This window comes from uncultured Halovibrio sp., assembly GCF_913056445.1.
Taxonomy (GTDB): domain Bacteria; phylum Pseudomonadota; class Gammaproteobacteria; order Pseudomonadales; family Oleiphilaceae; genus Halospina; species Halospina utahensis_B.
The window spans coordinates 31,649-55,300 of the sequence record NZ_CAJXMA010000009.1 but is presented as its reverse complement, the minus strand read 5'-3'; the positions used below and the strand labels follow the sequence as shown (position 1 = coordinate 55,300).

At 60.4% G+C, this 23,652-nt stretch carries 20 protein-coding genes and 3 tRNA genes; 9 read left to right on the top strand and 14 right to left on the bottom strand.

Annotation, left to right across the window (positions count from 1 at the left end; all coding sequences use genetic code 11):
- A partial coding sequence (locus QZ501_RS03775) for an alpha-hydroxy-acid oxidizing protein (RefSeq protein WP_295717280.1) occupies window positions 1-699 on the top strand: 699 nt, incomplete at its 5' end.
- Window positions 700-713: 14 nt separating this feature from the next.
- On the opposite strand, the gene QZ501_RS03770 is transcribed toward QZ501_RS03775, so the two are convergent.
- Window positions 714-1,259 (bottom strand): sigma-70 family RNA polymerase sigma factor, encoded by a 546-nt coding sequence (locus tag QZ501_RS03770; RefSeq protein WP_295717278.1) that lies wholly within the window; start codon window positions 1,257-1,259, stop codon window positions 714-716.
- A gap of 104 nt (window positions 1,260-1,363) precedes the next feature.
- Between QZ501_RS03770 and QZ501_RS03765 the strand changes: the two genes are divergently transcribed.
- Together QZ501_RS03765 and QZ501_RS03760 are read left to right on the top strand one after the other, a co-directional pair.
- Entirely contained in the window at window positions 1,364-2,374 is a 1,011-nt protein-coding gene (locus tag QZ501_RS03765) for a permease (RefSeq protein ID WP_295717276.1), read from the top strand.
- Window positions 2,375-2,416: 42 nt separating this feature from the next.
- Complete coding sequence (locus tag QZ501_RS03760; RefSeq protein WP_295717274.1) at window positions 2,417-2,650, top strand: thioredoxin family protein; 234 nt, start codon at window positions 2,417-2,419, stop codon at window positions 2,648-2,650.
- A 32-nt stretch (window positions 2,651-2,682) separates the two neighbouring features.
- Here the strand turns inward: QZ501_RS03760 and QZ501_RS03755 are convergent, their stop codons facing one another.
- Window positions 2,683-3,342: an NAD(P)H-dependent oxidoreductase gene (locus QZ501_RS03755; RefSeq protein WP_295717272.1), complete on the bottom strand. Its 660-nt coding sequence runs from the start codon at window positions 3,340-3,342 to the stop codon at window positions 2,683-2,685.
- 160 nt (window positions 3,343-3,502) lie between these two features.
- On the opposite strand from QZ501_RS03755, the gene QZ501_RS03750 reads away from it, so the two are divergent.
- Window positions 3,503-4,855 (top strand): TrpB-like pyridoxal phosphate-dependent enzyme, encoded by a 1,353-nt coding sequence (locus QZ501_RS03750; protein ID WP_151439551.1) that lies wholly within the window; start codon window positions 3,503-3,505, stop codon window positions 4,853-4,855.
- Between the two features lie 172 nt (window positions 4,856-5,027).
- Here QZ501_RS03750 and QZ501_RS03745 read toward each other — a convergent pair whose 3' ends face one another.
- The 5 genes from QZ501_RS03745 to QZ501_RS03725 form a co-directional block, all read right to left on the bottom strand.
- The gene (locus QZ501_RS03745) at window positions 5,028-5,501 is read right to left on the bottom strand and encodes a Dps family protein (protein ID WP_151439550.1); all 474 of its coding nucleotides are present in this window, start codon (window positions 5,499-5,501) and stop codon (window positions 5,028-5,030) included.
- A gap of 105 nt (window positions 5,502-5,606) precedes the next feature.
- On the bottom strand, window positions 5,607-7,181 hold the full coding sequence (locus QZ501_RS03740; protein WP_295717268.1) for an aromatic amino acid ammonia-lyase: 1,575 nt from the start codon (window positions 7,179-7,181) through the stop codon (window positions 5,607-5,609).
- Window positions 7,171-8,346: a hypothetical protein gene (locus QZ501_RS03735; RefSeq protein WP_295717265.1), complete on the bottom strand. Its 1,176-nt coding sequence runs from the start codon at window positions 8,344-8,346 to the stop codon at window positions 7,171-7,173. The genes QZ501_RS03740 and QZ501_RS03735 overlap by 11 nt, the downstream gene beginning before the upstream one ends.
- The gene (pyp, locus tag QZ501_RS03730; protein WP_151439548.1) at window positions 8,346-8,723 is read right to left on the bottom strand and encodes a photoactive yellow protein; all 378 of its coding nucleotides are present in this window, start codon (window positions 8,721-8,723) and stop codon (window positions 8,346-8,348) included. The genes QZ501_RS03735 and pyp overlap by 1 nt, the downstream gene beginning before the upstream one ends.
- A gap of 126 nt (window positions 8,724-8,849) precedes the next feature.
- Window positions 8,850-9,461: a DUF3365 domain-containing protein gene (locus QZ501_RS03725; RefSeq protein WP_151439547.1), complete on the bottom strand. Its 612-nt coding sequence runs from the start codon at window positions 9,459-9,461 to the stop codon at window positions 8,850-8,852.
- 194 nt (window positions 9,462-9,655) lie between these two features.
- Between QZ501_RS03725 and QZ501_RS03720 the strand changes: the two genes are divergently transcribed.
- Window positions 9,656-10,594, top strand: coding sequence for a LysR substrate-binding domain-containing protein (locus QZ501_RS03720; protein ID WP_295717245.1), 939 nt, complete (start codon window positions 9,656-9,658; stop codon window positions 10,592-10,594).
- On the opposite strand, the gene QZ501_RS03715 is transcribed toward QZ501_RS03720, so the two are convergent.
- The 3 genes from QZ501_RS03715 to QZ501_RS03705 all read right to left on the bottom strand — a co-directional run bounded on the left by QZ501_RS03715 (window position 10,591) and on the right by QZ501_RS03705 (window position 14,122).
- Complete coding sequence (locus tag QZ501_RS03715) at window positions 10,591-12,300, bottom strand: BCCT family transporter (protein WP_192497268.1); 1,710 nt, start codon at window positions 12,298-12,300, stop codon at window positions 10,591-10,593. The genes QZ501_RS03720 and QZ501_RS03715 overlap by 4 nt on opposite strands.
- Window positions 12,301-12,409: 109 nt before the next feature.
- Entirely contained in the window at window positions 12,410-12,991 is a 582-nt protein-coding gene (locus QZ501_RS03710) for an HD domain-containing protein (RefSeq protein ID WP_151439545.1), read from the bottom strand.
- Window positions 12,992-14,122 (bottom strand): TauD/TfdA family dioxygenase, encoded by a 1,131-nt coding sequence (locus QZ501_RS03705; RefSeq protein WP_160898735.1) that lies wholly within the window; start codon window positions 14,120-14,122, stop codon window positions 12,992-12,994.
- Window positions 14,123-14,377: 255 nt separating this feature from the next.
- Between QZ501_RS03705 and QZ501_RS03700 the strand changes: the two genes are divergently transcribed.
- Window positions 14,378-14,453, top strand: a tRNA-Gly gene (locus QZ501_RS03700).
- Window positions 14,454-14,471: 18 nt separating this feature from the next.
- Window positions 14,472-14,545: transfer RNA gene (locus tag QZ501_RS03695), tRNA-Cys, on the top strand.
- Between the two features lie 11 nt (window positions 14,546-14,556).
- On the opposite strand, the gene QZ501_RS03690 is transcribed toward QZ501_RS03695, so the two are convergent.
- The gene (locus tag QZ501_RS03690; RefSeq protein ID WP_151439543.1) at window positions 14,557-15,975 is read right to left on the bottom strand and encodes a PLP-dependent aminotransferase family protein; all 1,419 of its coding nucleotides are present in this window, start codon (window positions 15,973-15,975) and stop codon (window positions 14,557-14,559) included.
- A gap of 323 nt (window positions 15,976-16,298) precedes the next feature.
- Between QZ501_RS03690 and QZ501_RS03685 the strand changes: the two genes are divergently transcribed.
- A complete protein-coding gene (locus QZ501_RS03685) occupies window positions 16,299-17,075 on the top strand; it encodes a methyltransferase domain-containing protein (RefSeq protein WP_151439542.1) in 777 nt (258 codons plus the stop codon).
- Between the two features lie 123 nt (window positions 17,076-17,198).
- Window positions 17,199-17,283: transfer RNA gene (locus QZ501_RS03680), tRNA-Leu, on the top strand.
- A gap of 106 nt (window positions 17,284-17,389) precedes the next feature.
- Here QZ501_RS03680 and QZ501_RS03675 read toward each other — a convergent pair.
- The 3 genes from QZ501_RS03675 to prsK all read right to left on the bottom strand — a co-directional run bounded on the left by QZ501_RS03675 (window position 17,390) and on the right by prsK (window position 23,631).
- Window positions 17,390-20,065 carry a tetratricopeptide repeat protein gene (locus tag QZ501_RS03675; RefSeq protein WP_295717240.1) on the bottom strand — a complete coding sequence of 892 codons (2,676 nt, stop codon included), beginning with the start codon at window positions 20,063-20,065 and terminating at the stop codon, window positions 17,390-17,392.
- Entirely contained in the window at window positions 20,062-21,450 is a 1,389-nt protein-coding gene (prsR, locus tag QZ501_RS03670; RefSeq protein ID WP_295717238.1) for a PEP-CTERM-box response regulator transcription factor, read from the bottom strand. Before prsR ends, QZ501_RS03675 begins: the two co-directional genes overlap by 4 nt.
- Before the next feature lie 108 nt (window positions 21,451-21,558).
- Complete coding sequence (gene prsK, locus QZ501_RS03665) at window positions 21,559-23,631, bottom strand: XrtA/PEP-CTERM system histidine kinase PrsK (RefSeq protein ID WP_295717237.1); 2,073 nt, start codon at window positions 23,629-23,631, stop codon at window positions 21,559-21,561.
- Window positions 23,632-23,652 lie beyond the last annotated feature (21 nt).

The following is a 23,652-nucleotide window of genomic DNA, read 5'->3' as shown; positions in this document are numbered from 1 at the left end:
TCAGGAGCTAACCCTATTGCGTCCCTCCCCCCGCGTATGCACCTGCTACTGCCATTCGACATCGTTCCCGTAGAGAGCCGGGTGCCACAGAGCGCCTTCGGGGTATCGCCGACGAGCGAACGGGCGGTCCGGTACGCGTTCGAGGTGTTCGGCCGTCACGACGACCTCAGCGTGACGGCGGTCGAACTCTCCGCTGAGACGATCAGCCTCGAGGACTATGTGGGCTGGCTCGGCAGGAACTTTGATCCGTCCATCGGCTGGAAGGATCTTGAGTGGATCCGCGAGTTCTGGCGGGGCTCCATGGTGATCAAGGGCATCCTGGATCCCGAGGACGCCCGGGATGCGGTGCGGTTCGGCGCCGACGGCATTGTCGTCTCCAACCATGGCGGCCGCCAGCTCGACGGTGCCCTGTCCAGCGCCCGCGCCATGCCGATGATCGCGGATGCGGTCGGGGATGAGCTCACGCTGCTGGCGGATTCCGGTATCCGATCCGGACTGGATGTGGTGCGCATGCTTGCCCAGGGGGCTGACGGTGTTCTGCTCGGCCGTGCTTTCGTCTATGCACTCGCCACAGCCGGAGAAAGGGGCGTCACGCACCTTCTGGATCTCATCGAGAGTGAGATGCGTGTGGCAATGACCCTGACCGGTGCGCGCGCTGTAGGGGAAATCTCCCGCGAAAGCCTGGTTGCAGAGGTGTAAGCGCGCCGTGCCGCTCAGCTGTCGAGGACGCTGAGCGCGCGGTGACAGCAGACCCTGCCGTGCTCATCAAGGATGATGTTGCAGTTGCTGACCAGAAGCGCCCGCAGGCGCTGGCGGGCACGGCGCACCCGCGCCTTGGTCGCTGGCAGCGAAAGCCCATGATGGCTGGCGTAATCGTTGTGGGTCATGCCCTCAAGATCACAGGCCTGCAGGATATGCCGATCCGCCTCCTCAAGGCCGGGAAGATTCCGGGCGATGCACTGCTGCAGCTCTGAAACGGGAGAGCGTGAATGGCTGGGAGCCTCGAGTGTGACCTCGGAGAGATCTGAGTGGGGCTTCCGCAATCTCTGCCGGTCGATGAGTTGATTCCTGGCAACCCGGAAAAGCCACGCTTTCGGGTTGTCCAGCCCACAGAAACCGTTACCTTCGCGCATGGCGCGCACAAACAGCTCCTGCAGCAGATCCTCGGCTTCTTCCCGGGATGCCGCACGCTGTGCGAGGTATCCGGCGAGCTCATCGCTGTGGTCGTGCCAGGCGCTCAGAACGCATTCGTAGCTCATCGTGCTTCTGCTTCTCCGTCTGACTGAAAAAAGCTGCATCCTTTTGCGTATTGGTTCGTCTCCCCCTGTAGAGCCGATCATTATTCCATTCAGCGAGGATACCAATGCTGGCGATTTTTACATGGCTTGCCGACTGGATTGTCTATAAAAGACTGGGATTCGAGGAAGGGACCCGATTTGCCGACGCGATGCACTTTTTCGTGGAGGATACCAGTAAAATCCTCGTGCTGCTGGTTGTGATGATCTACGTGATCGCCCTGGCCAGGGCATCTCTGAACCTGGAGCGCGTAAGGTACTATATCCAGCATCGTCATCGCCTGACGGGGTACTTTCTCGGTTCCGGGTTTGGCGCCATTACGCCCTTCTGCTCATGCTCCAGCATACCGCTGTTCCTGGGGTTTACCAGTGCCGGCATTCCGCTGGGGGTGACCATGGCCTTCCTGTTCACGTCTCCCATCATCAACGAGGTGGCTGTGATCATGCTCTGGGGCCTTCTGGGGTGGCAGTTCACGCTTGTTTATGTGGTGATCGGAATACTGGTGGGCGTTACCGGTGGCATGATTCTGGACCTGCTGCGCGGCGAGCGCTGGCTCCAGTCCTTTGCGGCAAAGGCCTACCAGCAGGCTGGAGCCGACGCCCAGACCAGCCCCGAGCCGGGCGGTAACGCCCAGAAGCTGACGCTGAAGGACCGGCACCGGTTTGCCAGTGCGGAAGTGCGCGACATCGTGGGCCGTATCTGGAAGTGGGTCCTTATCGGCGTTGCACTCGGGTCGGCACTGCATGGCTTTGTACCGGAGGGATGGTTTGCGCAGCACCTTGGATCCGGCCAGTGGTGGAGCGTTCCCGCGGGCGTTCTGGCGGGGCTGCCGCTTTACTCCAACGCGACCGCGGTCATCCCGGTGATGGAAAGTCTCATCGTCAAAGGCCTGCCCGTTGGCACAACGCTGGCCTTCTGTATGAGCACGGTGGCGGCAAGCTTCCCCGAGTTCATCATGCTCAAGCAGGTAATGCAGTACCGTCTGCTTGGGCTCATCTTTGTGATCCTGCTGCTCAATTTCATGGTTGTCGGCTGGATCATGAATGCGGTCAGTCCCTGGCTGTTCGCTGGAGCCTGAGGGCTCCGCCATCTGAACCTGATAAAGAAGGAGTGCATACCCATGCGTATTGAAGTGCTCGGCACCGGCTGTAAGAAATGTGACAACACTGCGGATGCGATCCGTGAGGTCGCCTCGGAGCTTGGCGTTGATGCCGAGGTCGAGAAGGTCACCGATCCGCAGGTCATTATGCAGTACCAGGTCATGTCGACCCCGGCTGTGGCCGTCGATGGTCAGCTGAGACACAGCGGCTCAGTGCCCACACGAGAAACCATTACGGATCTGCTGGGTCAGTAATCCCGTATCGGGGAACCCAGGGCCCGGCCTGATCAGCCGGGCGCATTGCGCTGGGATGGATCCCGCCGGAAGGGTCGGGCCAGCGAATGGGGGTCGACCTTCTGCCGGTGCTGGCGCGTGGCGTCCGCCCACCAGAAGAGCTGCTGGAAGGTACGGTCGAAGTAGGCGGCCCAGTCAGCCGCCTCCGCCTCATCCGATACGTTTCCCGCCTCATCCAGAACATCCCGGGCTCTGGGAATCTGGATCATGGCGGAAACCGGCAGGCAGCCGAGCTCGGACAGAAAGGTCCGCATGGCAACGGCGGCGCGGGTTCCTCCCCACTGGCCGGCTGAGTAGCTGACGATGGCGCTTGGTTTATAGGAGAACAGGGAACTGCCGAAGTGATTGAGCAGATGCGCCAGGGCAGGGCTCATGGAATGGTTGTATTCCGGGCTGATCATGACGTAACCATCCGCTGCCTGGATGCGTTGTGCCAGGGCGTCCAGGTCATCCGGCACCCTGCTTGCCGGGTAGGCGAAATGGGGCTTGAAGATACCGCCCAGATCGTAGTCCAGGGGGTCTATGATCTCAGCAGAATGCGCCCCGTCATGCTCTATCTGGTCAGCGCAGGCGCGGGCAACGCGCAGCCCCAGCCTGGGGGGATTGGGAGGCGTGCTGTCACGGACGGAACCGAGAAAAATCAGAAAGTGCATGCTTGGGGTCACCGGAAAGGATTGGTTTGATTGAGCCTCTATGGATAACCATTGTGGGTCTCCCGGTCAATCATCAATTCCGCCCGCATGGCCCCGGTGACGCCCGCACTCGGCCCGGGTATCATATGGCGGGTCTGAAACACTGAATCCGGGACCCGCAATGACCACCAAGTTCCTGCTCGACGAAAGCCGTATTCCCACCCATTGGTACAACCTCCAGGCGGATCTGCCGGAGCCGTTGCCGCCCGTGCTCAATCCGGCAACCCATGAGCCGGTGACGCCAGCGGATCTGGAGCCGCTGTTTCCTGCGTCGCTGATTGAGCAGGAGGTAACCACAGAGCGGGAGGTGCCGATCCCTGAGCCGGTCAGGGACGTTTACCGTCAATGGCGGCCCGCGCCCCTGTATCGTGCCCATGCTCTGGAAAAGGCGCTGGGAACCCCGGCGAAGATCTACTACAAGTACGAGGGCGTGAGCCCTGCCGGCAGCCACAAGCCCAACAGCGCCATACCCCAGGCCTTTTTCAACCGCGAGGCGGGTATCCGCCGTCTCACCACGGAGACCGGGGCGGGGCAGTGGGGCACCTCGCTGGCCTACGCCGGTGCGCTCATGGATATGGACGTTCAGGTCTTCCAGGTACGGGTTTCCTACGATCAGAAACCCTATCGGCGGGCAGTCATGGAAACCTACGGGGCGCGCTGTATTGCCTCTCCGTCGAATGAGACCGAGTTCGGCCGCAGCGTACTCGCGGACAATCCGGACCATACCGGCAGCCTGGGTATCGCCATCTCCGAGGCGGTGGAGCTGGCAGCCCAGGATCCAGGCACCAAGTACGCGCTGGGCTCGGTGCTGAACCATGTCCTGCTGCACCAGACGGTGATCGGCCAGGAAACCATGGAGCAGATGGCCATGGCCGGGGATTCGCCCGATGTGATTGTGGGCTGCACCGGTGGCGGCTCCAACTTTGCCGGTTTTGCCTTCCCGTTCATCGGCCAGTCACTGCGTGGCGGTGAAAGCCCGCGTGTGGTCGCCGTGGAACCCTCATCATGCCCGACACTGACCCGTGGCCAGTACGCCTATGATTATGGTGATACGGCGAAGATGACCCCGCTGACGCGCATGCACACCCTGGGGTCAGGCTTTACGCCGCCCGGTTTCCACGCCGGCGGGCTGCGCTATCACGGCATGGCGCCGCTGGTTTCGCACGCTAAACAGCTGGGCCTGTTCGAGGCGGTTGCCTATCCCCAGAAGGCCTGTTTCGAGGCAGGGATTCTGTTCGCGCGTAATGAGGGGATTGTGCCGGCGCCGGAAGCGAACCACGCGGTGCGGGGTGCCATCGACGAGGCTATCCGCTGTCGGGAAGAGGGCAGAGCCGAGACCATCCTGTTCAACCTGTGCGGCCACGGGCACTTTGATATGGCGGCTTACACGTCCTATTTCGCAGGCGAGCTCAGCGACCATGAGTACAGCGATGGGGAACTCGCCATGGCCCTTTCGGGTCTGCCGTCCGTCTGAACGGCAGTTCCGGGGCAGCTCAGCGGTTGTTGCTCGGTCCGCAGATTCTGATGCCGATGGGGCGATGGGCCCAACCAGCCCTCAGAGTGTCTGAGGGCCTGGAAATAACAGGGCTACCAGAACAAGGAACAATCTCCCTGTTCATGGGATGTGCGATTCGGTGGCAGCGTGGCTATTCCCCCAGGAAGCTGCTGTACATCCAGGCGGTTTTCTCCTGTTCAGTGATGTAGTCACTCATCAGTGAGTTGGTACCCTCATCGCTGGCCTCTCCGGAGGCTTCCAGGATGTCCCGTTCCAGCTTGATGAGCACAGAAAGCCCGTCGAGGATCTCCTTCACGCACTGGTGCCCGTCGGTTACGTTCGTCCGTTCTGGAATCCGGGACAGGTTCATGTACTCCGAGTATGCGTGAATCGGGCGGTAGCCGAGAGTCAGGATGCGCTCAGCGATCTCATCCACCTTGAGGAGCAAATCCGTGTAGAGTTCCTCGAACTTGGTGTGCAGTTCGAAGAATTTATCGCCTTTGATGTTCCAGTGATAGCCGCGGACGTTCATGTAGAAGATCTGGTAGTGGGCCAGCAGTTCGTTCAGCTGGTCAGCCAGGCCCTGAGCCTTGCTTTCTTCAATGCCTATGCGGTTGGTCGACATGGGTGCTCCTTGGTTTGCCTGTTCATAACATTACGCCTTATTGGAATAATGGTGTCTGGACATCTCGTGTTCAACCACCGGGAAGCATTAAATGGATAGGCGTTTTCAATCCACCTGATGGCTCAACGCCAGGTGGGAGGGCATTGTCCATGGGCACCGCATGGCGTCGGCTGTTTTTTCAATGTCTTCAGACAGCGCCCGGTCGGAGGTGAGCAAGGGGGAATGGGCACGGACCCATACCATCATCTGCGCTGTTGCCTCGGAACGCAGATCAGGCTCCGCACGCAGCTCAAGGGCCTGGACCGCCATCAGGGCATCGATCGCCAGAAGCCGGTAGAGCAGGGCCAGCAGGTGATGCGTTCTGCGCGCCCCGATGGTTCCCATGGTCACCACATCCTGGTTGTCGCCGTTGGTCGGGATGGACTGGATCGAAGCGGGTGCCGCCTGGGTGCGCATCTCCGCTAGCAGGGCGCTTGCCGTAACCTGTGCTCCCATGAATCCGCTGTTCAGTCCCGTTTCCGAGCCCGTCAGGAAAGCGGGCAGGTCCTGGTTCAGACGGGGGTTGGCCAGGCGGGCAATGCGCCGCTCCGCGTGGACCGCCAGCGTGATGACGGCGTTGGCCAACGCATCCGAGGCCAGGGCTACGTGCTGGCCGTAGAAGTTGCCGCCATGAAGAGCCTGATCGAAAGTGTCCGGGAGGACAGGGTTGTCGGTCACACTATTGAGTTCCGTGGTCACGGTCTGCGTATGCCAATCAATCTGGTCCGCAACAGCCCCAAGAAGCTGGGGCGCACAACGGAGACTGTAGGGATCCTGAATGGGCGCACTGAGCTGGTGCAGGGCGTCTGTTGAGACCTGGCCCTCATCGGTCATTGCATCAGGTGGGGCATCATCCAGAATGGCCAGCCAACGATGCAACTTCTTTTGGCCCGGATGTGGCCGCAGTTCGCCAAAGGCACTGTGCCAGGCCTCACGGCGTCCACGCAGAGCCTGGGCGTGAGCCACGGTGATCAGGGTGCTCCAGCGCAGGGCTCGTTCCGCCAGACGGTCATTGAGTGCGGCAATACCCGTCATGGCGGAGGTGCCATTGACCAGGGCAATGGCATCTTTACCGGCGGGTTCCAGCGGTTTCAGTCCCAGGCGTTCAAGAACTTCCGCCGCAGGTTCAGCCCCGCCGTTAGCGTGCCGGATCCACCCTTTGCCCATGAGAGCTCCGGCGATGTGGGCCAATGGGGTCAGATCACCGCTTGCGCCAACAGTACCCATGGCGGGAACGACCGGAAGCGCGCCCGCGTTAAGGCAGCGCAGAAGCTGATTGAGGGCGGATGGAGAAATGCCGGAGGCGCCCAGGCCGAGGGCACTGATGCGCGCCGCCATGGTGGCACGCGTCTGCTCCTGAGAGAGGGGCTCTCCCACGCCAGCACTGAGGTGGGCAACAAGATTCCGTTGAAGGGCCTCGCTGTAGTCACCGCCTACAAGGGTATCCGCCAGGGGCCCGTAGCCTGTGGTTACACCATAGATGAGGCGCTGTTCTTCCAGGTAACGGCTGAGCCGTTCGTGGCTCTTGCCGATCCGGTGCCAGGCGTTTTCACCGAGAGACAGCGCTTCCCCAAGCGCGATGCGCTCCACGTCCTCGGTGGTTGTGCCATGCCCCGGCCAATGAATTCCGTCACCAGTCACTCAGTTTCCCCATTTCATTGCGCGGTAGCGTTGTTCCGAAATCAAACCGTACTGGCCGCTCCGGTGTTGCGAGGTTGGCATTCACCCATTGGCGCAGGGTCTCTTCAAGTGTCTCCCGGTCAGCTCCTTCCGCCGGCACCACGAACGCCTTGAGCCGGATCCCGCTACCTGTGTCGAAGGGCCGGATTGAGCACTCCACAACACCGGGGTGATCTGCGAGCATTCGTCCGATGGAGGCGGGGTCAACATTGGTCCCGGCAACCTGTACCGCTCCGTCCTGTCTTCCCGTGGGTACCAGCGTCCGCTGGTCGTACCAGTGGAGTTCGTCAGGAGCGGCGACCGTGGCAGCCAGGGGCCGAAGAAACAGGCTGCGGGTATTGCCGTCAGCGGCGCGTTCCCAGTGTTCCAGGAGGGTGAAGGGCGAATCCGGGTCTGATCGCCACCCAATACCTCCTGTCTCGGATGAGCCATACACTTCGGTCATGGAATCAAGCTTCTGATTTTGGAGCGCTCGGATAACCTCCGGCGGGCAGGGCGCGGTAGAGGTTACTCCAGCAACGTCAGTGTTGAACTCAGTATGGCGACCACTGCGATAACGCCACCACTCCGGGTATGCCACGACAAGATCGCCGGGCTCCGGGTCCAGTGCAAATTGCTGTGCCGTGTCACCATGGCAATAGGGCACCTGCAGCACGTCAGCGAGCAGTGGTCCCCAGATGAAGCCATAGATATGATGCGGGGGAGCGACCCCGACTATACGGCACCGGTCTGAAAACGCGCTGGCAAGCAGTGAGACCTCGCTTTCAAGATGGGCTATCGGCAGACGATTAAGCCTTGGCTCTCCCGTCGTGCCCCCTGAGCGGAATCCAATATGGGTAGTGCCATCAGCGAGGCCTTCCCGGATCAGAGCCACCCAATCCTCAACGGCGTCTTTTCGCAGCAGCCATTCATCAAGGCCACTGGCTTCCAGGTCAAAAAACTCGTTGACCGCTCGAGCCAGCGCCAGTTGTTCTATTGAGTCAACCGCCAGTGGGCCGTCTCTGAGAGAGTTCCCGGCGGTGGCTTTGCTCACAAGATCGGCACTGCTGGCGCCTCGCTGGCTGGCCAGTTCGCTGCCGATCAGGTGGCTCAGTACCGCCAGGGTGGGGTGGGTTCCGAGCTGCATCAGACGCGCTTGACGAAAACCCAGTAGCTATTCCCATCGAGGGACTTTTTCATGTGCACCTTCACCTTCGTCGGCTTCATCTGATAGTCAAAGGTGTACTCGAACATGGTGCTCAGGTTGCCGCTCTTCACGCCTTCCTGAAATTTCCCGAAAAAGTCGTCCGTCTTGGTGCAGGGAGCGACTTCCGTGAAGAAGTTCTTGCCGATCACCTCTTCCGGCTTACGTCCGGTGATCTCGCCTTCTGCTTTGTTATAGCTGAGAATTTTGCCATTGGCATCAAGGTTGATGGCGCCAAAGGCCAGCTGGTCGATGTCACGATCACTCATCTCAGCAAGCTTGTTGCCGATATCTTCCGAACCAAAGTTAACGCGTTCCATTACTGCTCCTGAATTATTGAAGTGTGCACTGTTAACTACGCACATCGATCAGGCAGCGGACACTGGAGTTTGTAACGGAATGTATCGCCGCGCCCGGTCACGGTTACTCCGGGCGCCGGTACCGACTCAGGGCTCCTCGTAGGGTCTGTCAAGATCCTGAATGACGGAAAACGCTCCTCTCAGATCACCAGGCTCGTAGCCTGTCGCCTGGTCAGCCGGATACTGTTTTTCAAGCGCGGCCCTGATGGCTTCGGACTGGTTCTCTTCCGGTCCATGACAGCCCATGCACTGGGGTTTGACGCCGATCGGTTTCATGTAGCGCAGATAGCGGGAGTCGCCCACTTTCTGAATACTACTATGTTCAAGGTTTTTCATTGTCGCTCCCTGATCCAGTTGCTCCTGGAACCGGGTGAGTACCCGCGACTCATGGGCATCTGGCATACCCAGAAGCGGATTCCGTACCCGGGTCCCGACCCGGGTTATCCGCCAGCCGGTTTTGCGGGAAAGCCGGGATTTAATGGCCGGTGCGCGATCTCTGCACACCCGGATTGCCGCCTCTGGACCTTCTTCCTTCATCGCGGACCTGAGCTCAGAAGCAAGTTCGGTTGCCAGCTGATTGACGACCGACCGGGCGCCCTCTATGCGTTGATCTCGCTCGTGAACCTGAACCGGCTCGGATGGGATGGCAACTGCGGGGAGCAGCAGCAGGAATGCGAGTATGCGGATACAGTGAGTCATTGGATGGCCTGGTTTCAGTGTGCATTAGAATATTCTCATATTATTGCGATTAGGTTCTCTGTGGCAAATCGGAGTGTCCGGTTTTTGATGATTTCGGGTATGCGCGTCTATCCGTCTGATCGCGTTGGGTAGGATTTAGCTTTTGCATTGATTATTATCATGTTCTTTGTCTGCATTACGGGGCGTGATCCACCATGAAGCGAACTCAAAACAGCCAATCGCTGCCATCGCTGCAGTCACTGGTGGCTTTTGAGGCAACTGCGCGGCTGGGCTCCATGACGGCTGCTGCTGATGAGGAGCGCACGACTCAACCTGCGATCTCGCAGCGCATTCGCGCACTGGAGGAGTGGGCGGGCATGCCTCTGTTTGACCGTAAGGGTGGAAAGCTTCAGCTCACGGCCAAGGGAGAGCGTTTCCGTCGGGAGGTTTCATCTGGCCTGAGCGGGATTCGGGGCGCTTGCGACCGGCTGTTGCGTGAGGGAGAAGGGCCGGCGCCCTCGGTTGTGATTGCGGCCGGCTCGGGATTTCTGCACCTGTGGTTGCTGCCACATCTTCCGGCGATGAAGCAGGCGTTCCCCGAGGTCACATTCACACTCAAGCCTATTGACCGGGCGGACGACCCTGAGCTGCAGGCAGCAGATATTGCCATTCGTTTCGGCCCCTATCTGCCCCAGGAAGAAAGCCAGCTCCTCGCCAGGGAAGAGGTCTTCCCTGTAACCAGCCCTGACTACGCCCGCAGTAACGCCCTGGGCAGTGAGCTAAAGGCATCCGATCTGGACCACGTCACACTGCTGCACCAGGATATCCACGAACCGCGCTGGCTCGACTGGCTGCAGTGGTGTGATCAGGTCGGGATTGAACTAGCGCCAAGGGAAGATTATTTCGCCTATCACAACTATGCGCTGCTATTGCACGCGACGCTGGCGCGCCAGGGGGTGGCGCTGGGGTGGCCTATCCTGGTGGAGGAGTACCTGAAAACCGGGCAGCTGATTGCGTTGGGGCCGCGAATAAAGCGCACGGAGTATGGCTACTGGCTGAGCGCGAAACACCACCGCAGCGCGGTGGTGCAGCCTATCTGCGACTGGCTGATGGCTGCCATGCAGCCGTATCAGCCAGTCGATGCCAGGTATTAGGCGTGCTCACCTGTCTGCGCAAGCGGCTGCCGCGGTTCCTGAACCAGCGATAGCAACACGCCAAGGGTCATCAGGATGATGACGAAGCTGACGGGGAGTGCGGCGGCAATCAATGCCGTCTGCAGAGCGGAAAGTCCACCCAGCACCAGCAGTACGGCAGCCACCAGCCCAATCATTGCACCCCAGTAAACGCGGAAAACATGTGGTGGCTCCTCGTCACCCAACGAGAGGATGGTCGTTACCACCAGGGTGCCCGAATCCGACGATGTGATGAACCAACTCATCAACAGGAACACCATCATTGCCGAAAGCAGCCAGCCAAACAAACCGGTACCGGCGATGCCATCAGCCGTGGCGAACAGCGCTGCGGGAAGCTTCCAGCCATTGACCAGTTCAATAATGCCTGCCGTGCCAGCTCCGCCGGAAGCAGACAGCTCCTGGTGAATGGCGGTACCTCCAAAGATCACCAGCCATGCAAAGGCGATCAGAGTCGGCACGAACAGAACGCCCAGAACGAATTCACGAAGCGTTCGGCCTTTGGAGATCCGGGCAATGAAAAGACCCACGAAAGGTGCCCAGGCCAGCCACCAGCCCCAATAGAAGATGGTCCAGGCCCGCTGCCATTCTCCGGTCTCCGGGGAGTCCGCTTTCCACAGACCCATGGGAACCACGTTGACGGCATAGTCGAAGAGGGTCTGAAAAAAGGTGGTTAGCAACCAAAGCGTAGGGCCCCCAACCAGGAAAACACCGACCACCATTACCGAGACCCAGATATTCATCTCGGAAATGATCCGGATGCCTTTTTTGACGCCCAACGCCGCCGACAGAATCGACAGGGTGGAAATCACCAGGATCAGTATGAGCTGGGTAGTCAAACCGTCGCTGATTCCAAACAGTCGCTCCAGTCCGACACTCATCTGGCTGACGCCAAGACCCAGTGAGGTTGCAACGCCGAATACGCAGCCGAGCACCCCGAAAATGTCGAAAACATGGCCTACAGGTCCGAAGATCCGTTCACCAATAAACGGATAGAGTGCTGAGCGCAGTGCCAGTGGAAGACCTTTACGGAAGGCAAAGTACGCCAGGGACATACCGACGATCACGTAGATGGCCCAGCCATGGAGACCCCAGTGGAATACGGTGACCCGAAGGGCATCAATGGCGCGCTCCTGATTGAGTGACGTGGCGCCGGCCATATCGGCATGAGGATTATTCGGGTAATCGAAAGCGCCGGTATTATCAAAATAGAAAATCGGCTCTGCCACTCCGAAAAACAGAATCCCGATCCCAATACCCGCTGAGAACAGCATGGAAAACCAGGAAAAGTTCCCGAACTCCGGACGGCTGTCATCCGTCCCCAAGCGGATACTGCCGTAACGGGTGAAGATCAGAACAGCGCAGACCGCAAGCAGCGCCATGACTGTCACCAGGTAATAGCCGCTGAAAGTTGTTTCAATCCAGGTTCGGGCTGCGCCAAATACGGTGTCGGCGCTACCTGACAAGCCGGTGAACAGAACGAAGAGCAGGATGAGCAGGGTTGCGCCAATGGTCATGCGTTTGTGCATGCCACGGAACAGACCGCCCTGGGTAAGTTCGGTTACCTTGTAGTCTGTGGTGATAACCGCGTGGGGGTTGTCTTCCTGCAGATTAGGCGTTGGAGCGTCGTTTGAGGTAGCGATAATTGTGTCCTCTTTAAAGTCGGTCATCGGGCCGACGATCCCGCTGCATGCCCGGTTTGGGGGGAATGTAGTGGCAGCTGCCCGCAAATACAGGGCGCCTGCCACTCATGCAGTGCGTGACAACAGGGGCTTACCTTTAAGCCGGTTCCTCTTGACCGATCACGGCCGGATCAAAAGGCGCGCGCGAGAAAACCCGCCGCAACAGCGGTTCAAAATGGTCCAGCGTGGGTGTTGGGTAATCCGGGTCGAAAGAGGCCTGATCGTAGCGCTCGCAGAAATCGATGCAACTCTGGTACCACGGGTGGTCCCTGTAGCGATCGCGCTCATAGGGGTCCTCGCCGAAATGATGCGCATAATAGACTTTCTGGAAGAGGCCATGGTGCCGCACCACCCAGGTCACCTCCGCGCGCACGTAGGGTCGGATGATCGAGGCCGCGAGCTGAGAATGGTTGTAGGGTGCGAGCTCATCGCCCAGATCGTGGAGGAGAGCGCCTGCAATCATGTCGTCGTCTGCGCCATCGGCCTCGGCGCGCGCGGCCGTTTGCAGCGAATGCTCGAGGCGTGAGACCTGGTAACCGCTGAGGGTGTTTTCCAGATTGCGTAGCGCCTGCATCAAGCGATCCACCAGTCCCTGATTGAACGCCTCTTCCAGCTCATCCAGCAGCACGTAATCCTCGCGGGTGCCGTCTTTCATCTGACGAAAGGAAACCTGTTGCATTTATGCGACCTCTTCTGTGGTTTGATGCAGTTTCTGAAGACTTGCATAGCGCTCTCGCGGCCCGTCAGCGTCCAGGTAGCAGCCCTGGAGGTGGCGGTGCCCCTCACTGGGGTCATAGCTGGTGCGCCCGTGCAGTACCCGGCTGTTGTCGAACATCATCAGCTCGCCGGCATTGAGCGTGAAGCGTGCTTCGTAAGCGGGGTCGGAAAACAGCTGACCCAGGCGCTGGCGTGCCTGGTGGAACAGGCGTGTGTCCGCATCCGAAAGAAGCGGCAGGGCATCCAGGCGCGGACTGTAATGCACGCCCGTCGGGTTGCCGTGATCATCCGTCTGGATCATGGTGCGTTGGGTGGTCAACTCGGTGCCTGCATCCACAAAACGAAAGCGAACCGGCGTGCGCTTGAGCAGCTCATAGCCTTCCGGGGTTTCGGCGCGCAGCTGCTCCAGCACTTTGAGGCTGTCCGCAAGCGTGGAAAGGCCGCCGCTGGTTTCGTTTACCAGGCAGTGCAGCAGCTGGATACCGGGGACCGGATTACGGTAGGGATTATCAGTGTGCGGTCCCAGAGCCACGCTGCGGTAGGCCAGGTCATTACCAGTGGGCCGTGAATAGACTTCGAAATAGCGCCCGAAGTTGGTTTCCTTGACGTAGCCGAAATGGCTCCCCACCTCCAGGATGCGCTCTGGGTCCGTCGGCACGTTGTACAGGATCAGGTAGCCATACTGCAGGTAGGCTGACAGAGATGCCTTGAAGTAGGCGTTATCCTGCTGGACACGCACCCAATCAAAGCGCACGCGCTGCTGGTCCAGGCTGGAATCCCAGGGCTCCGCGGCTGGGAAAGGCGCTGTATTGCCCAGCTCCTGGGCCAGGGCGGTCAGGTCATACACTTCTTCATGACCATCGCTGAACGACAGTGAAACGCGGTCGGTGCCCACAGGTTCAGCCTTTTTCAGGGTCAGCGCGTCGTCGATGGCGTGGGAATCGAACAGACGCTGCTGTGTCATTGGTTCCAACTGGTCAGGCGCCTGCGTCCGCTCCCGCAGCCATAGCGGGCTGACCTCCATCGTTGAACGGCCGTCGTCGATGTGCACGGCTGCGGGCTGCTGGTGAATGATGAACGGATGCTGTGGCATAAGAACTCCCTCGGCTTGTTTGAATGCGGGCTGACGCTAGCGACGCGGCGTTATGATGGTTACTGCTGGCGCGAGGGAGTAGGGCCGGAGGCTTATCCTGCTCTATGCAATTTTCTTATGGGAAGCCTTTGCCTGTCTTCCGGATTTTGGCCGGCTGGTGTTAAATCAGTCACCTGAAAACAGCTATTGACGACAGATGCGGCGTCAGTAAAATACACACCCGTTGTCGAGGGCAGCACACAGCCCCATCAGAGAGCGGGAATAGCTCAGCTGGTAGAGCACCACCTTGCCAAGGTGGATGTCGCGAGTTCGAATCTCGTTTCCCGCTCCAGTTTCCTTCCCTGTTTCAGGCGCGGTGGCAGAGTGGTCATGCGACGGACTGCAACTCCGTTTACGCCGGTTCGATTCCGACCCGCGCCTCCATTAATCCGATGTCACCCCCTTTTCCGTGTAAGTCGCCCCAGTCGTGCGATGGCTGCGTCCACGCGGTCCGCATCCGCAACGCCACAGTTCACCCTGAGATAGCGCTGGAACCGTTCCGTTGAGGAGAACAGCGGACCCGGGGCGATGCTGATGCCTTCTTCCAGTGCGTGCTGTTGCAGGTTAAGGGTGTTGGCGTGCTCCGGCAGTTCCACCCAGAGCACGAATCCGCCCCGTGGTCGGCTGACCCGGGTGCCCCGAGGGAAGTGCTCCTGTATGCCGCGCGCAACACGGTTGACCTGGCGCTGATAGATCCGCCGGATACGCCGCAGGTAACGGTCGTAGCCGCCCTGGTCCAGGAACCGGGCGAGCGCGAGCGTCTGCAGGGTTGGGGCGGCCTGGTTGGTCGCGTACTTGAGGTAGGTGAGCTGGTCGCGGAAACGCCCGGGTACAGCCCAGCCGATCCTCATTCCGGTTCCCAGTGTCTTGGAAAAGGAACTGCAGTACAGAACACCCCCGTCCGTGTCCCAGGCCTTGGCCGCCCAGGGCCGATCACCGGAGAACCCCAGCTCGCCGTAGATGTCGTCCTCGATCAGGGGAATGCCATTGTCCGCAAGCAGCCGGACAGTCGCTTCCTTGCGTTCATTGGAGGCGAGGTGGCCCAGCGGATTGCCGTAGTTGGGCATGGCCACACAGGCCTGTATCGGCCATCGCTCGATGGCGCTTTCCAGGGTCTCCGGGTGGATGCCGCCACCGGGCTCGGTCGGTAACTCCAGAGCCCGCATGCCCTGGGATTCTATGGCCTGAAGAATGCCGTAGAAGGTGGGTGACTCAATAGCGATCACGTCTCCGGGATTGGCCACGGCGCGCAGGCTCAGGGAGATTGCTTCCTGGCAGCCACTGGTGATGACCACGTCATCCGGGCTGATGTGGCAGCCGGCATCCGCCATCCGGCGGGCGATCTGCACACGCAGGGATTCATCTCCGGGAGGGAAGTCATAGCCGGCCACACGGTTCCTGTGGACCCGCCGTGCATGCCCGATACAGCGGTCCAGGGCCGTAAGTGGCAGCAGCTCGGGATCGGGCACGGCGGTTCCCAGGGGAAGCAGGGCAGGGTCACCATACTGGCGGATCAGCTCCAGTACGCGGGCCTGGCCTGTGACCAGCGTGGGTCCGTCCTCAGTACTCTCAGGCTTGCGCCACTCCACAGGGGCGGCATCCGGTTCCTGAACGTAGAATCCGGAACGCGGCCGCGCACGGATGATGCCGCGATCCTCCAGAAGCTGGCACGCTTCCACGGCGGTGGCCAGGCTGACCCCGAACTGCTGTGACAGTTTGCGTATACCCGGCAGCCGGTCCCCCGGGCTGTAGACACTGTCCTCAATCTGCTGGGCGATCTGTCCCGCCACATCCTCGTAGAGCCACTTGCCCATCTGTACTCCTTAACTACATCGCCCCCTGATGCTGCCATAGGGGAAAACCGAAAACTGTAATGGTATCTTTTTTACGTTTCTGAATCTGTACCGTCAACGGAAATCTGCGTACAGTTCGTCTTGGTCGTGGTCGGACGCCGGCATCAAACCCGCCCGGCGTTCCCGTTCCCATCGCTGGCCAGCCTGGTCCTTCAGGCGGTGGTGCCAACCACCTACCGATGGGGAAGCGGTATGCAATACCTGCGTACGGTTAACCACGGCAGGACTCCCTATCTGATTCAAGCGGATGTTCCTGCGGACCAATTTTCAAGGAGAAACGAATCATGACAGCTGTAGAAAACGCGAATGCCGGCGAACAGTACGAGCAGTATACCCCCAGTTTCGCCGAATACTGGGATGACCTGGTCGGCTGGGACGATCGCCTGGAACGCGATGGACCCTTCTACGGACGGCTGCTCAACGCCCACGGCGCAAAAGACGTCGCCGACGTTGCCTGCGGTACCGGCGTCAACGCCGTAGCCCTGGCTCTGGGGGGCTTCAAGGTCACCGCCACTGACGGCTCAGAGAACATGCTCGAAAAGGCGCGGGAGAACGCCAAGGCACGCGGTGCGACTTTCAATAAATCCTGCGTAGCTGACTGGCTGACCCTGGACGATACCCTGGGCAAGGAACAATATGACGCCATCGTGTGCCTGGGTAACTCCTTTACCCACCTGTTCGACCACGAGCAGCGCCGCGATGCCCTGCACGCCATGTTCCGGACACTGCGCCCGGGTGGCATGCTGATCATCGACCACCGCAACTACGACACCATGCTGGACGAGGGCTACAGCTCCAAGCATGCGTACAACTATTGCGGTGACGGTGTGGATGTGGGCCCCGCCCAGCTGCATCGCGGTCTGGCGCAGTTCCACTACACGTTCAAGGACGGCAGCACTTTCCAGCTCAACATGTATCCGCTGCGTCAGAACTACGTAACGCACCTGCTCGAGGACGCGGGCTTCGTTAACGTTGAACGCTACGGCGACATGCAGCGTCCGTTCATCCTCAATCAGGTGGACTTCATTCAGCAGGTGGCTTTCCGTCCGCCGGAAGCATAAACACCGCTGCGTGATTGTGTTGAAAACCCCGCGGTTACGGCCGCGGGGTTTTCTGTTTCTGAACCTCTGATTGCGTTTCCTTCCAGGGGTTTATACAATCCTCCCGCCTTTCCTGATCCTTCTGCGGCTGTGGTGGAATGGGTAGACACTGGGGACTTAAAATCCCCTGCCTTCGGGCGTGCCGGTTCAAGTCCGGCCAGCCGCACCATTTCCAGTCTGAACATTGAGCCGCTGCCAAAGGGGTAGGGAACCGTTCCCGGTCTCTCCGGTTCCGCTTTGTCCGAAGTGTGCATTCCCGGGGGCGGCCCAGGGCGTCAGCGGGTGAGTTCCTCGGCCCGGGCATTATTTCCGGCTTCCCGGTGCACGGCGGCAAGATGCTCCCGGATCTCCGCGGCCTCGGGCGCCAGCTCATGGGCGGATTCCAGAATCTCGATACTCCGCTCAAGATCCCCGTTGCGGAAGAGTATCCAGCCGTAGGTATCCACAATGGAGGCGGCTTCCGGATTGGCATTATAGGCTTTTTCCGCCAGTTCCAGTGCCCGCTCCGGTTCGTCCTCATGAAGGAGCCAGGCAAGGTTGTTCAGGGCAACGGCGTTCTCGGGCGCCAGCTGCAGGGTCCGTTCGTAGGCGCTACGTGCCGCTTCCCGGTTGCCGGTACTCTGCTCCAGCATTGCCAGTTCGAGGTACAGCCTTGAGGACTGGGGGAACTTTTTGGTGGCTGCCTCAAGCACCTCAATGGCACGGCGACCGCGCTCCGCCTCACGCAGCACGCGCACCTGGCGTGCGACAGTCTGAGGCGAATCGGATTTGTCCCGGGCGAGCTGGTACAGGTCCGCTGCCTGGGAGTAGTTGCCCTCGCTGGCCATATAGTCCGCCTCCAGCAGGAAGGGCCGGGGAGAGCCGGGGTGCTGGGTCTTTATCGAGCGGAGAATGTCCCGGGCATCCGAGGCACGCTCCGCCTCAAACTGAAGCCGTGCCTCAAACAGCGCAAGTCCTTCATGTTCCGTATAGCGCTGGCGCCCCTGGCGCACGAGTTCCCGGGTGCGGCCGTCATTGCCACGGTCGGCGGTAGTGCGGGCAGCAGCGAGATAGGCGCCTGCAATCACAGAGACCTTCTGGCCGCTGTCATCGAGCCGGTTCTCGATGGCGGCAACCAGCTCGGAGGCCCGTTCATCATCACCACTTTCCAGTGCCACTTGCAGCAGATAGCGATGGGGGGCTGTTGCTGAATCACTTTCGTCGGCCACGCGGGCAAGAAAATCCCGCGTGGCGTCTTCAGCATCGTGATTCGCGGCAACGGACACAAGATCCCGAAGGTAGCGTGGGCTGTCCGGGGCGAGCTCAACAGCCCGACGAAGGTGCTCCAGGGTAGGCTTCGCGTTGCCATCCCGGGCATGGAGTGCACCCAGGGCATGGTGGCTGGCGGGAGACTCATCCATTCCGATGGCCTCCTGATAATGTTGCCGCGCCGCGTCCGAATCCCCGCGGAGCTGTGCTATGTCGCCAGCCAGGTTTTGGGCAAGGACACTGTCAGGCTGATCACTGCGCCACTGGTCCACTACCTTCCGGGCGGCTTCGTGCTCGCCTTGCTCAGCCAGGAAGCGGGCAAGAAACGCCCGTGGCTGTTCCGCATCCGGTGCGCGCTCAATGGCGGTTTCAAGCTGTGTCCGCGCCTCCTGATTGTTGCCCTCGGAGGCGAGGTATCGGGCAAACCGTACCCGCAGGTCGGTGTTGTCCGGCGCCATCGCCAGGGATTGCTCAATCATGGCACGACCGAGCTGGTCCTCACCGCTGCTGAGCGCGGCGACGCCGATCAGTGCGACCACTCCGGGGTCGTTGCCTTCGGGATCCAGCTCCTCCAGCATCCGGCGCGCTTCTTCAGGACGCTGGAGCTGGATCCGGGCCGCGGCCAGCATTTTGGTAAGCTCACCGGAGTCCACCTTATCCTGGTATTCCGACAGAAGTGACTCGGCATCATCCATACGACCCTGCTGGAACCGGATGATGCCCAGCAGGATGCCGGCGTCGTCATGACCTGGTGCCTGAGCAAGTACCTCCTCAAGATGGCCGGCAGCAATGGAAAGGTTACCCTCACCATAGGCCTCGCGGGCAGCCCGCATACCAGACCGGATGGTTCCCGGAGCGGAATTCGCCAGCATTTCCTCGTAGACGAATGCCTGGGAGGCATTGCCGTTCTCACGCAGCACGTCGATCAGCAGGGAAATGGTTTCGTATTTGCGACGGGTCATCACATCGTAACGTCCGATGCCCTCAAGGGCCTGGGTGTAGGCTTCCGCAGCCTCCTCGAACCGGCCTTCCTGATGGGCGATGCGGGCGCGCCAGAGCCACACCTCGGAGTCATCGGCGTCCTGCTCCCTGGCGGCTGCCAGATGTTCCCGGGCGGCCTCTTTATCACCCTGCTGCCAGGCGAGCCGGGAAAACCCCAGATGGGCCATGATGGCGCCCGGGTTGGTATCCAGGGCCCGCTTGTACGCTTTGCGGGCGGCGTCGGCATCACCCGCCTGACGGTGGGCATCGCCAGCGAGCCGGTGCGCGGTAATCTGCTGGTTGCGCTCAGGCTCCCGGAGGGAATCGAGAGCCTCAATAGCACCGTCCCAGTCCTCGCGGATCAATCGTGCCTGGGCGCGGGCGAGCGCCATGCGGTTGAGGTGATCCCGGTTCTCTGGGTCTTCCGTATCAATCCTTGCAGCGAGCTCATCAAGCTGGCGTTCCGCGGTATCTCCATCCCCCGCAGTAATCAGGTTTCTGATGACCAGGAACCAGGGCTCGAACTGGTCCGGCTTCAGCTCCATAGCATTGCGGGCCTCCTGGGTGCTGGCCTGGAGCTCACCCTGTTCGCGGAAGAACTGCGCCTGATCCATATGACTCAGAAACTCGACTTCCTCCTGGCTCATCTGGTCGTCGTTGCTGCAACCGGCCAGAAGAGCCAGAAGCAGGGCCAGCGGAAGCCATGGCTGGATAGATTTCATTGGCCCCCCTGAGCGACCGAGGTCGCGATGCTGTACTTGTCGGTGAGGTTATAGAGTGTTGGTCGCGTAACGCCCAGAAGCCGTGCTGCCTGCGCCATGTTGTAGTCGGCGCACAGCAGTGCCTGGGTAATGGCGCGCCGCTCCGCCTCCTCACGGACCTGGCGCAGGTTCAGTGCGGAACCGGTGCTGTCGTCCGCGGCGTCGAGCTCCAGATCAGCGGCTGTGATGCGCTTACCTTCGGCCATGATGGTGGCACGCTTGACCTTGTTGATCATCTCACGGACGTTGCCTGGCCAGTTATAGGCCCGCACTGCGCGCAGCGCATCTTCCGAGAAGGTCAGGGTGGTCCGGTTCATCTGGCCAGCAAACTCCCTGAGAAGGGACTGGGCGATCAGAACAGCATCGCCTTCACGTGCCCTCAAGGGGGGAACTGGTACGGTGATCTCGCTCAGGCGGTAATAGAGATCCTCACGGAACTGCTGATTGCGGATCAGGGTCTCAAGATCCTGATGAGTGGCGGCCACCACCCGCACATCCACCGGAATGGAACGCACGCCACCAACACGCTCGATGACCCGCTCCTGCAGGAAGCGCAGCATCTTGACCTGCAGCGACAGCGGCATATCGCCAATCTCGTCCAGGAAGAGCGTGCCACCGTGTGCCATCTCCACCTTTCCCTGTTTACTCTGGCTGGCACCTGTGAAGGCGCCTTTCTCATGGCCGAACAGCTCGCTTTCGAGCAGGTTTTCCGGGATGGCCGCGCAGTTGATGGCCGCAAAGGGCTTGTTGAGCCGGGGGCTGAGATCGTGCAGTGCACGTGCCAGCACCTCTTTGCCGGTTCCGGTTTCACCGGTGATGAGTGTGGTCACGTCCGCAGGTGCGATCTTCTCGATCGTTCGGCAGGTGGCGATCATCTGAGGGCTTGAAGCAATAATGCCCTTGAGGCGGGCGCCATTATGACCAACAGCCAGCCGTTCGTTCTCCCGCTCAAGTTCGTGGAGGCGGAAAGCGCGGCTGACGACAAAGTTGAGGATATCGCTGTCCAGCGGCTTCTGATAGAAGTCCGCGGCGCCCATGCCCACGGCTCTCACCGCGTTCTCACGGTCTTCGCGCCCGGTTACGACAATAACCTTGGTGGCAGGTGCCAGGCCAAGGATATCCTCTAGAAGACGGAAGCCTTCGCTGGCGCCACCGGGATCCGGTGGCAGTCCCAGATCCAGAGTCACAACCTGCGGTTCACATCGGCGAAGGGCGGCCATGGCCTCCTCGCGGTCCTCTGCGACGGTGACCTCGGTACTTCCGTCAAAACACCACCGCATCTGGCTCTGCAGGCCAGGGTCATCTTCTATGATGAGCAGACGACGTGCTTCGGCATTTCCCTGCATGGATTTTCCTTACTGCGGTCAGCGCGATCAGCGCCCCTCAGGCTGAGCGTATGCTTTCTGCCTGCTGATGCCAATAGTGAATGATCATTAACGTGATTTCTGCAGCATTTAGGGCTCTGAATGGGCATCAGGCGAGGCCAGGGGCAGCCGGATGGTGAAGCAGGAGCCCACTCCGGGTTCACTGGTGACGTCCATGGCGCCCCCGATCTGTTTGACGTATTCCTGGGCCTGGTAGGCCCCGATACCCATTCCGGTCAGGCCCTTGGTGCTCTGGAAAGGACGGAAGAGCGAGTCCCTGATAAAGGTTTCACTCATGCCATCGCCGGTATCCTGGACAAACAGCACCGCGGCCCCGCTGCCCGCCTTGAGGGTGAGGCTCACTTCGCCGTCCCGGCGCGTCGCATCCTGGGCGTTCTGCACCAGATGGGAGAGTACGTTCTGCAGCTGCTGTGGATCGGCCCGGACAATCACATTGGATAAGGGACCCTCATAGACCGGCGCGGGTTCCTGGTTACCGCGCTGATCCACCACCTGCTGAGCGAGGGCGGCAACATCCAGTTCGGTTTCCCGTTCCGCGGTTTCCGGTTGACGGATGTGTTCGACAAGTCGCGACATCTTATTTACGGCGTGATCGGTGGTGGCGATCATGTCATCGATGAACTGGGGGTTGTCGCGGTGTTTGGGGGCGTTGCTGACCAGCAGGGAAAGTTGGGCGATCAGTGTCTTGAGGTCGTGCACCATGAACGCGGAAGCCTTGTTGACGGCCTCGAACTGCAGCGCTCTGGAAAGGCGGCTCTGGGCGTCCGCCTGGGCGAGGAAGTTGCTCAGCTGGCGGCCCACCACGCGGATCAGGTCGAAATTCTCCCAGTTGAGCTCAACCCGGGTATAGGGAGAGCCAACGAGGGCGATGCCATAGAGCTCCCGCCCGAGGTAGAGAGGAATGATGAGCCACTGGTCGTTGAAACCGAGAATGGCATCGGGAATCTCGAGCAGGTTGTAGCGCACGGGATCGACGGAGTATTCGTCCATGTCCAGGATCCATTCACGCTCGCGAAAGAATGCCGTCAGTTCCGCATCTCCGTCGATCTGTGTGTGTTTGGGCGGCACCAGCCCCACGGATGCCTGGAATGAGAAATGGCCTTCATCGTCCCGCAGCCACAGGGCTCCGGTGCGACTTTCGACAAGTCCGGCAAGGGTGCGGATGGCCCGTTCCGGCAAGGGGGGGTCCTCGTTGAGGTTGCTGAAGGTCTCGGTCATCTTCAGCCACTCGTCGCGGTAATCGTACTTGTAGTCAAAGAAATTCTGGCTGACGAACATCATGACCCGTGCCCGGAACCAGCTGGAGGCCATCAGCAGCACAAACAGGAGCACGAAGGCAGCGATGAACACCACCTGCAGGCCTTCCCCCCACTCCCCCCCGGCAAGCCGGACATAGTAGCCCCCGATCGCGACGATCAGCAGATAGATGCCCGCGAAGACCAGCGTGCCGGCGTGAAAGACAAAGGTGCGTGACAGCTGCAGCTGGACGGGCTGACGCCGGGCGTTGATCAGGTTGACGGCGAAAAGGGGCGTCAGCAGGGCGTTGACCGCGCCACGGGCGTCCCAGAGTCCGCTGGCCATACGGTTGAAGAGCAGTGCATCCGCATAGAGAAGGAATTCATAGAGGAAAACGCCAGTGATGCCGAAGCACAGATAGCGGATACTGGAACGCCCATAGGCCGAGGCATTGCGCCAGATCTGTTCCAGCACGCTGATTCCCAGCAGCGAAATGGCAAGCTGTGCGAACAGCATCGCCCGCGCTGACAGCAGGTTTATATCCAGTGCCCATCCTGTCAGGGCGGAAACGATGAGGACGGCCAGAATCGTGAGCAGAGCACCACTGGCAAACAGCAACAGCCGGCGGGAGAACAGGCTGTGATCCCGGGCATCGCGGATCAGCGCGAAGAGCACCAAGATCCAGGCGCTGTTACGGGCGAGTTCGATAACATAGCGCAGGGCGAATTCGGGCCAGCCCCAAAGGGTCTGCGCCACGATAGCAATGGCCCAGAGTGCGGTTAGGCTGGCGGCCAGAAACAGGGCCCTGTCGGTACCCCGACGCAGGTAGCGGCAGGCGGTAAAGCCTGCGAGGACACTATAGACCCCCGCCGCCGCAAGGTGGCTGACAACACCGAACTCCAGCAACTGTTACTCCCTTTGCTCATT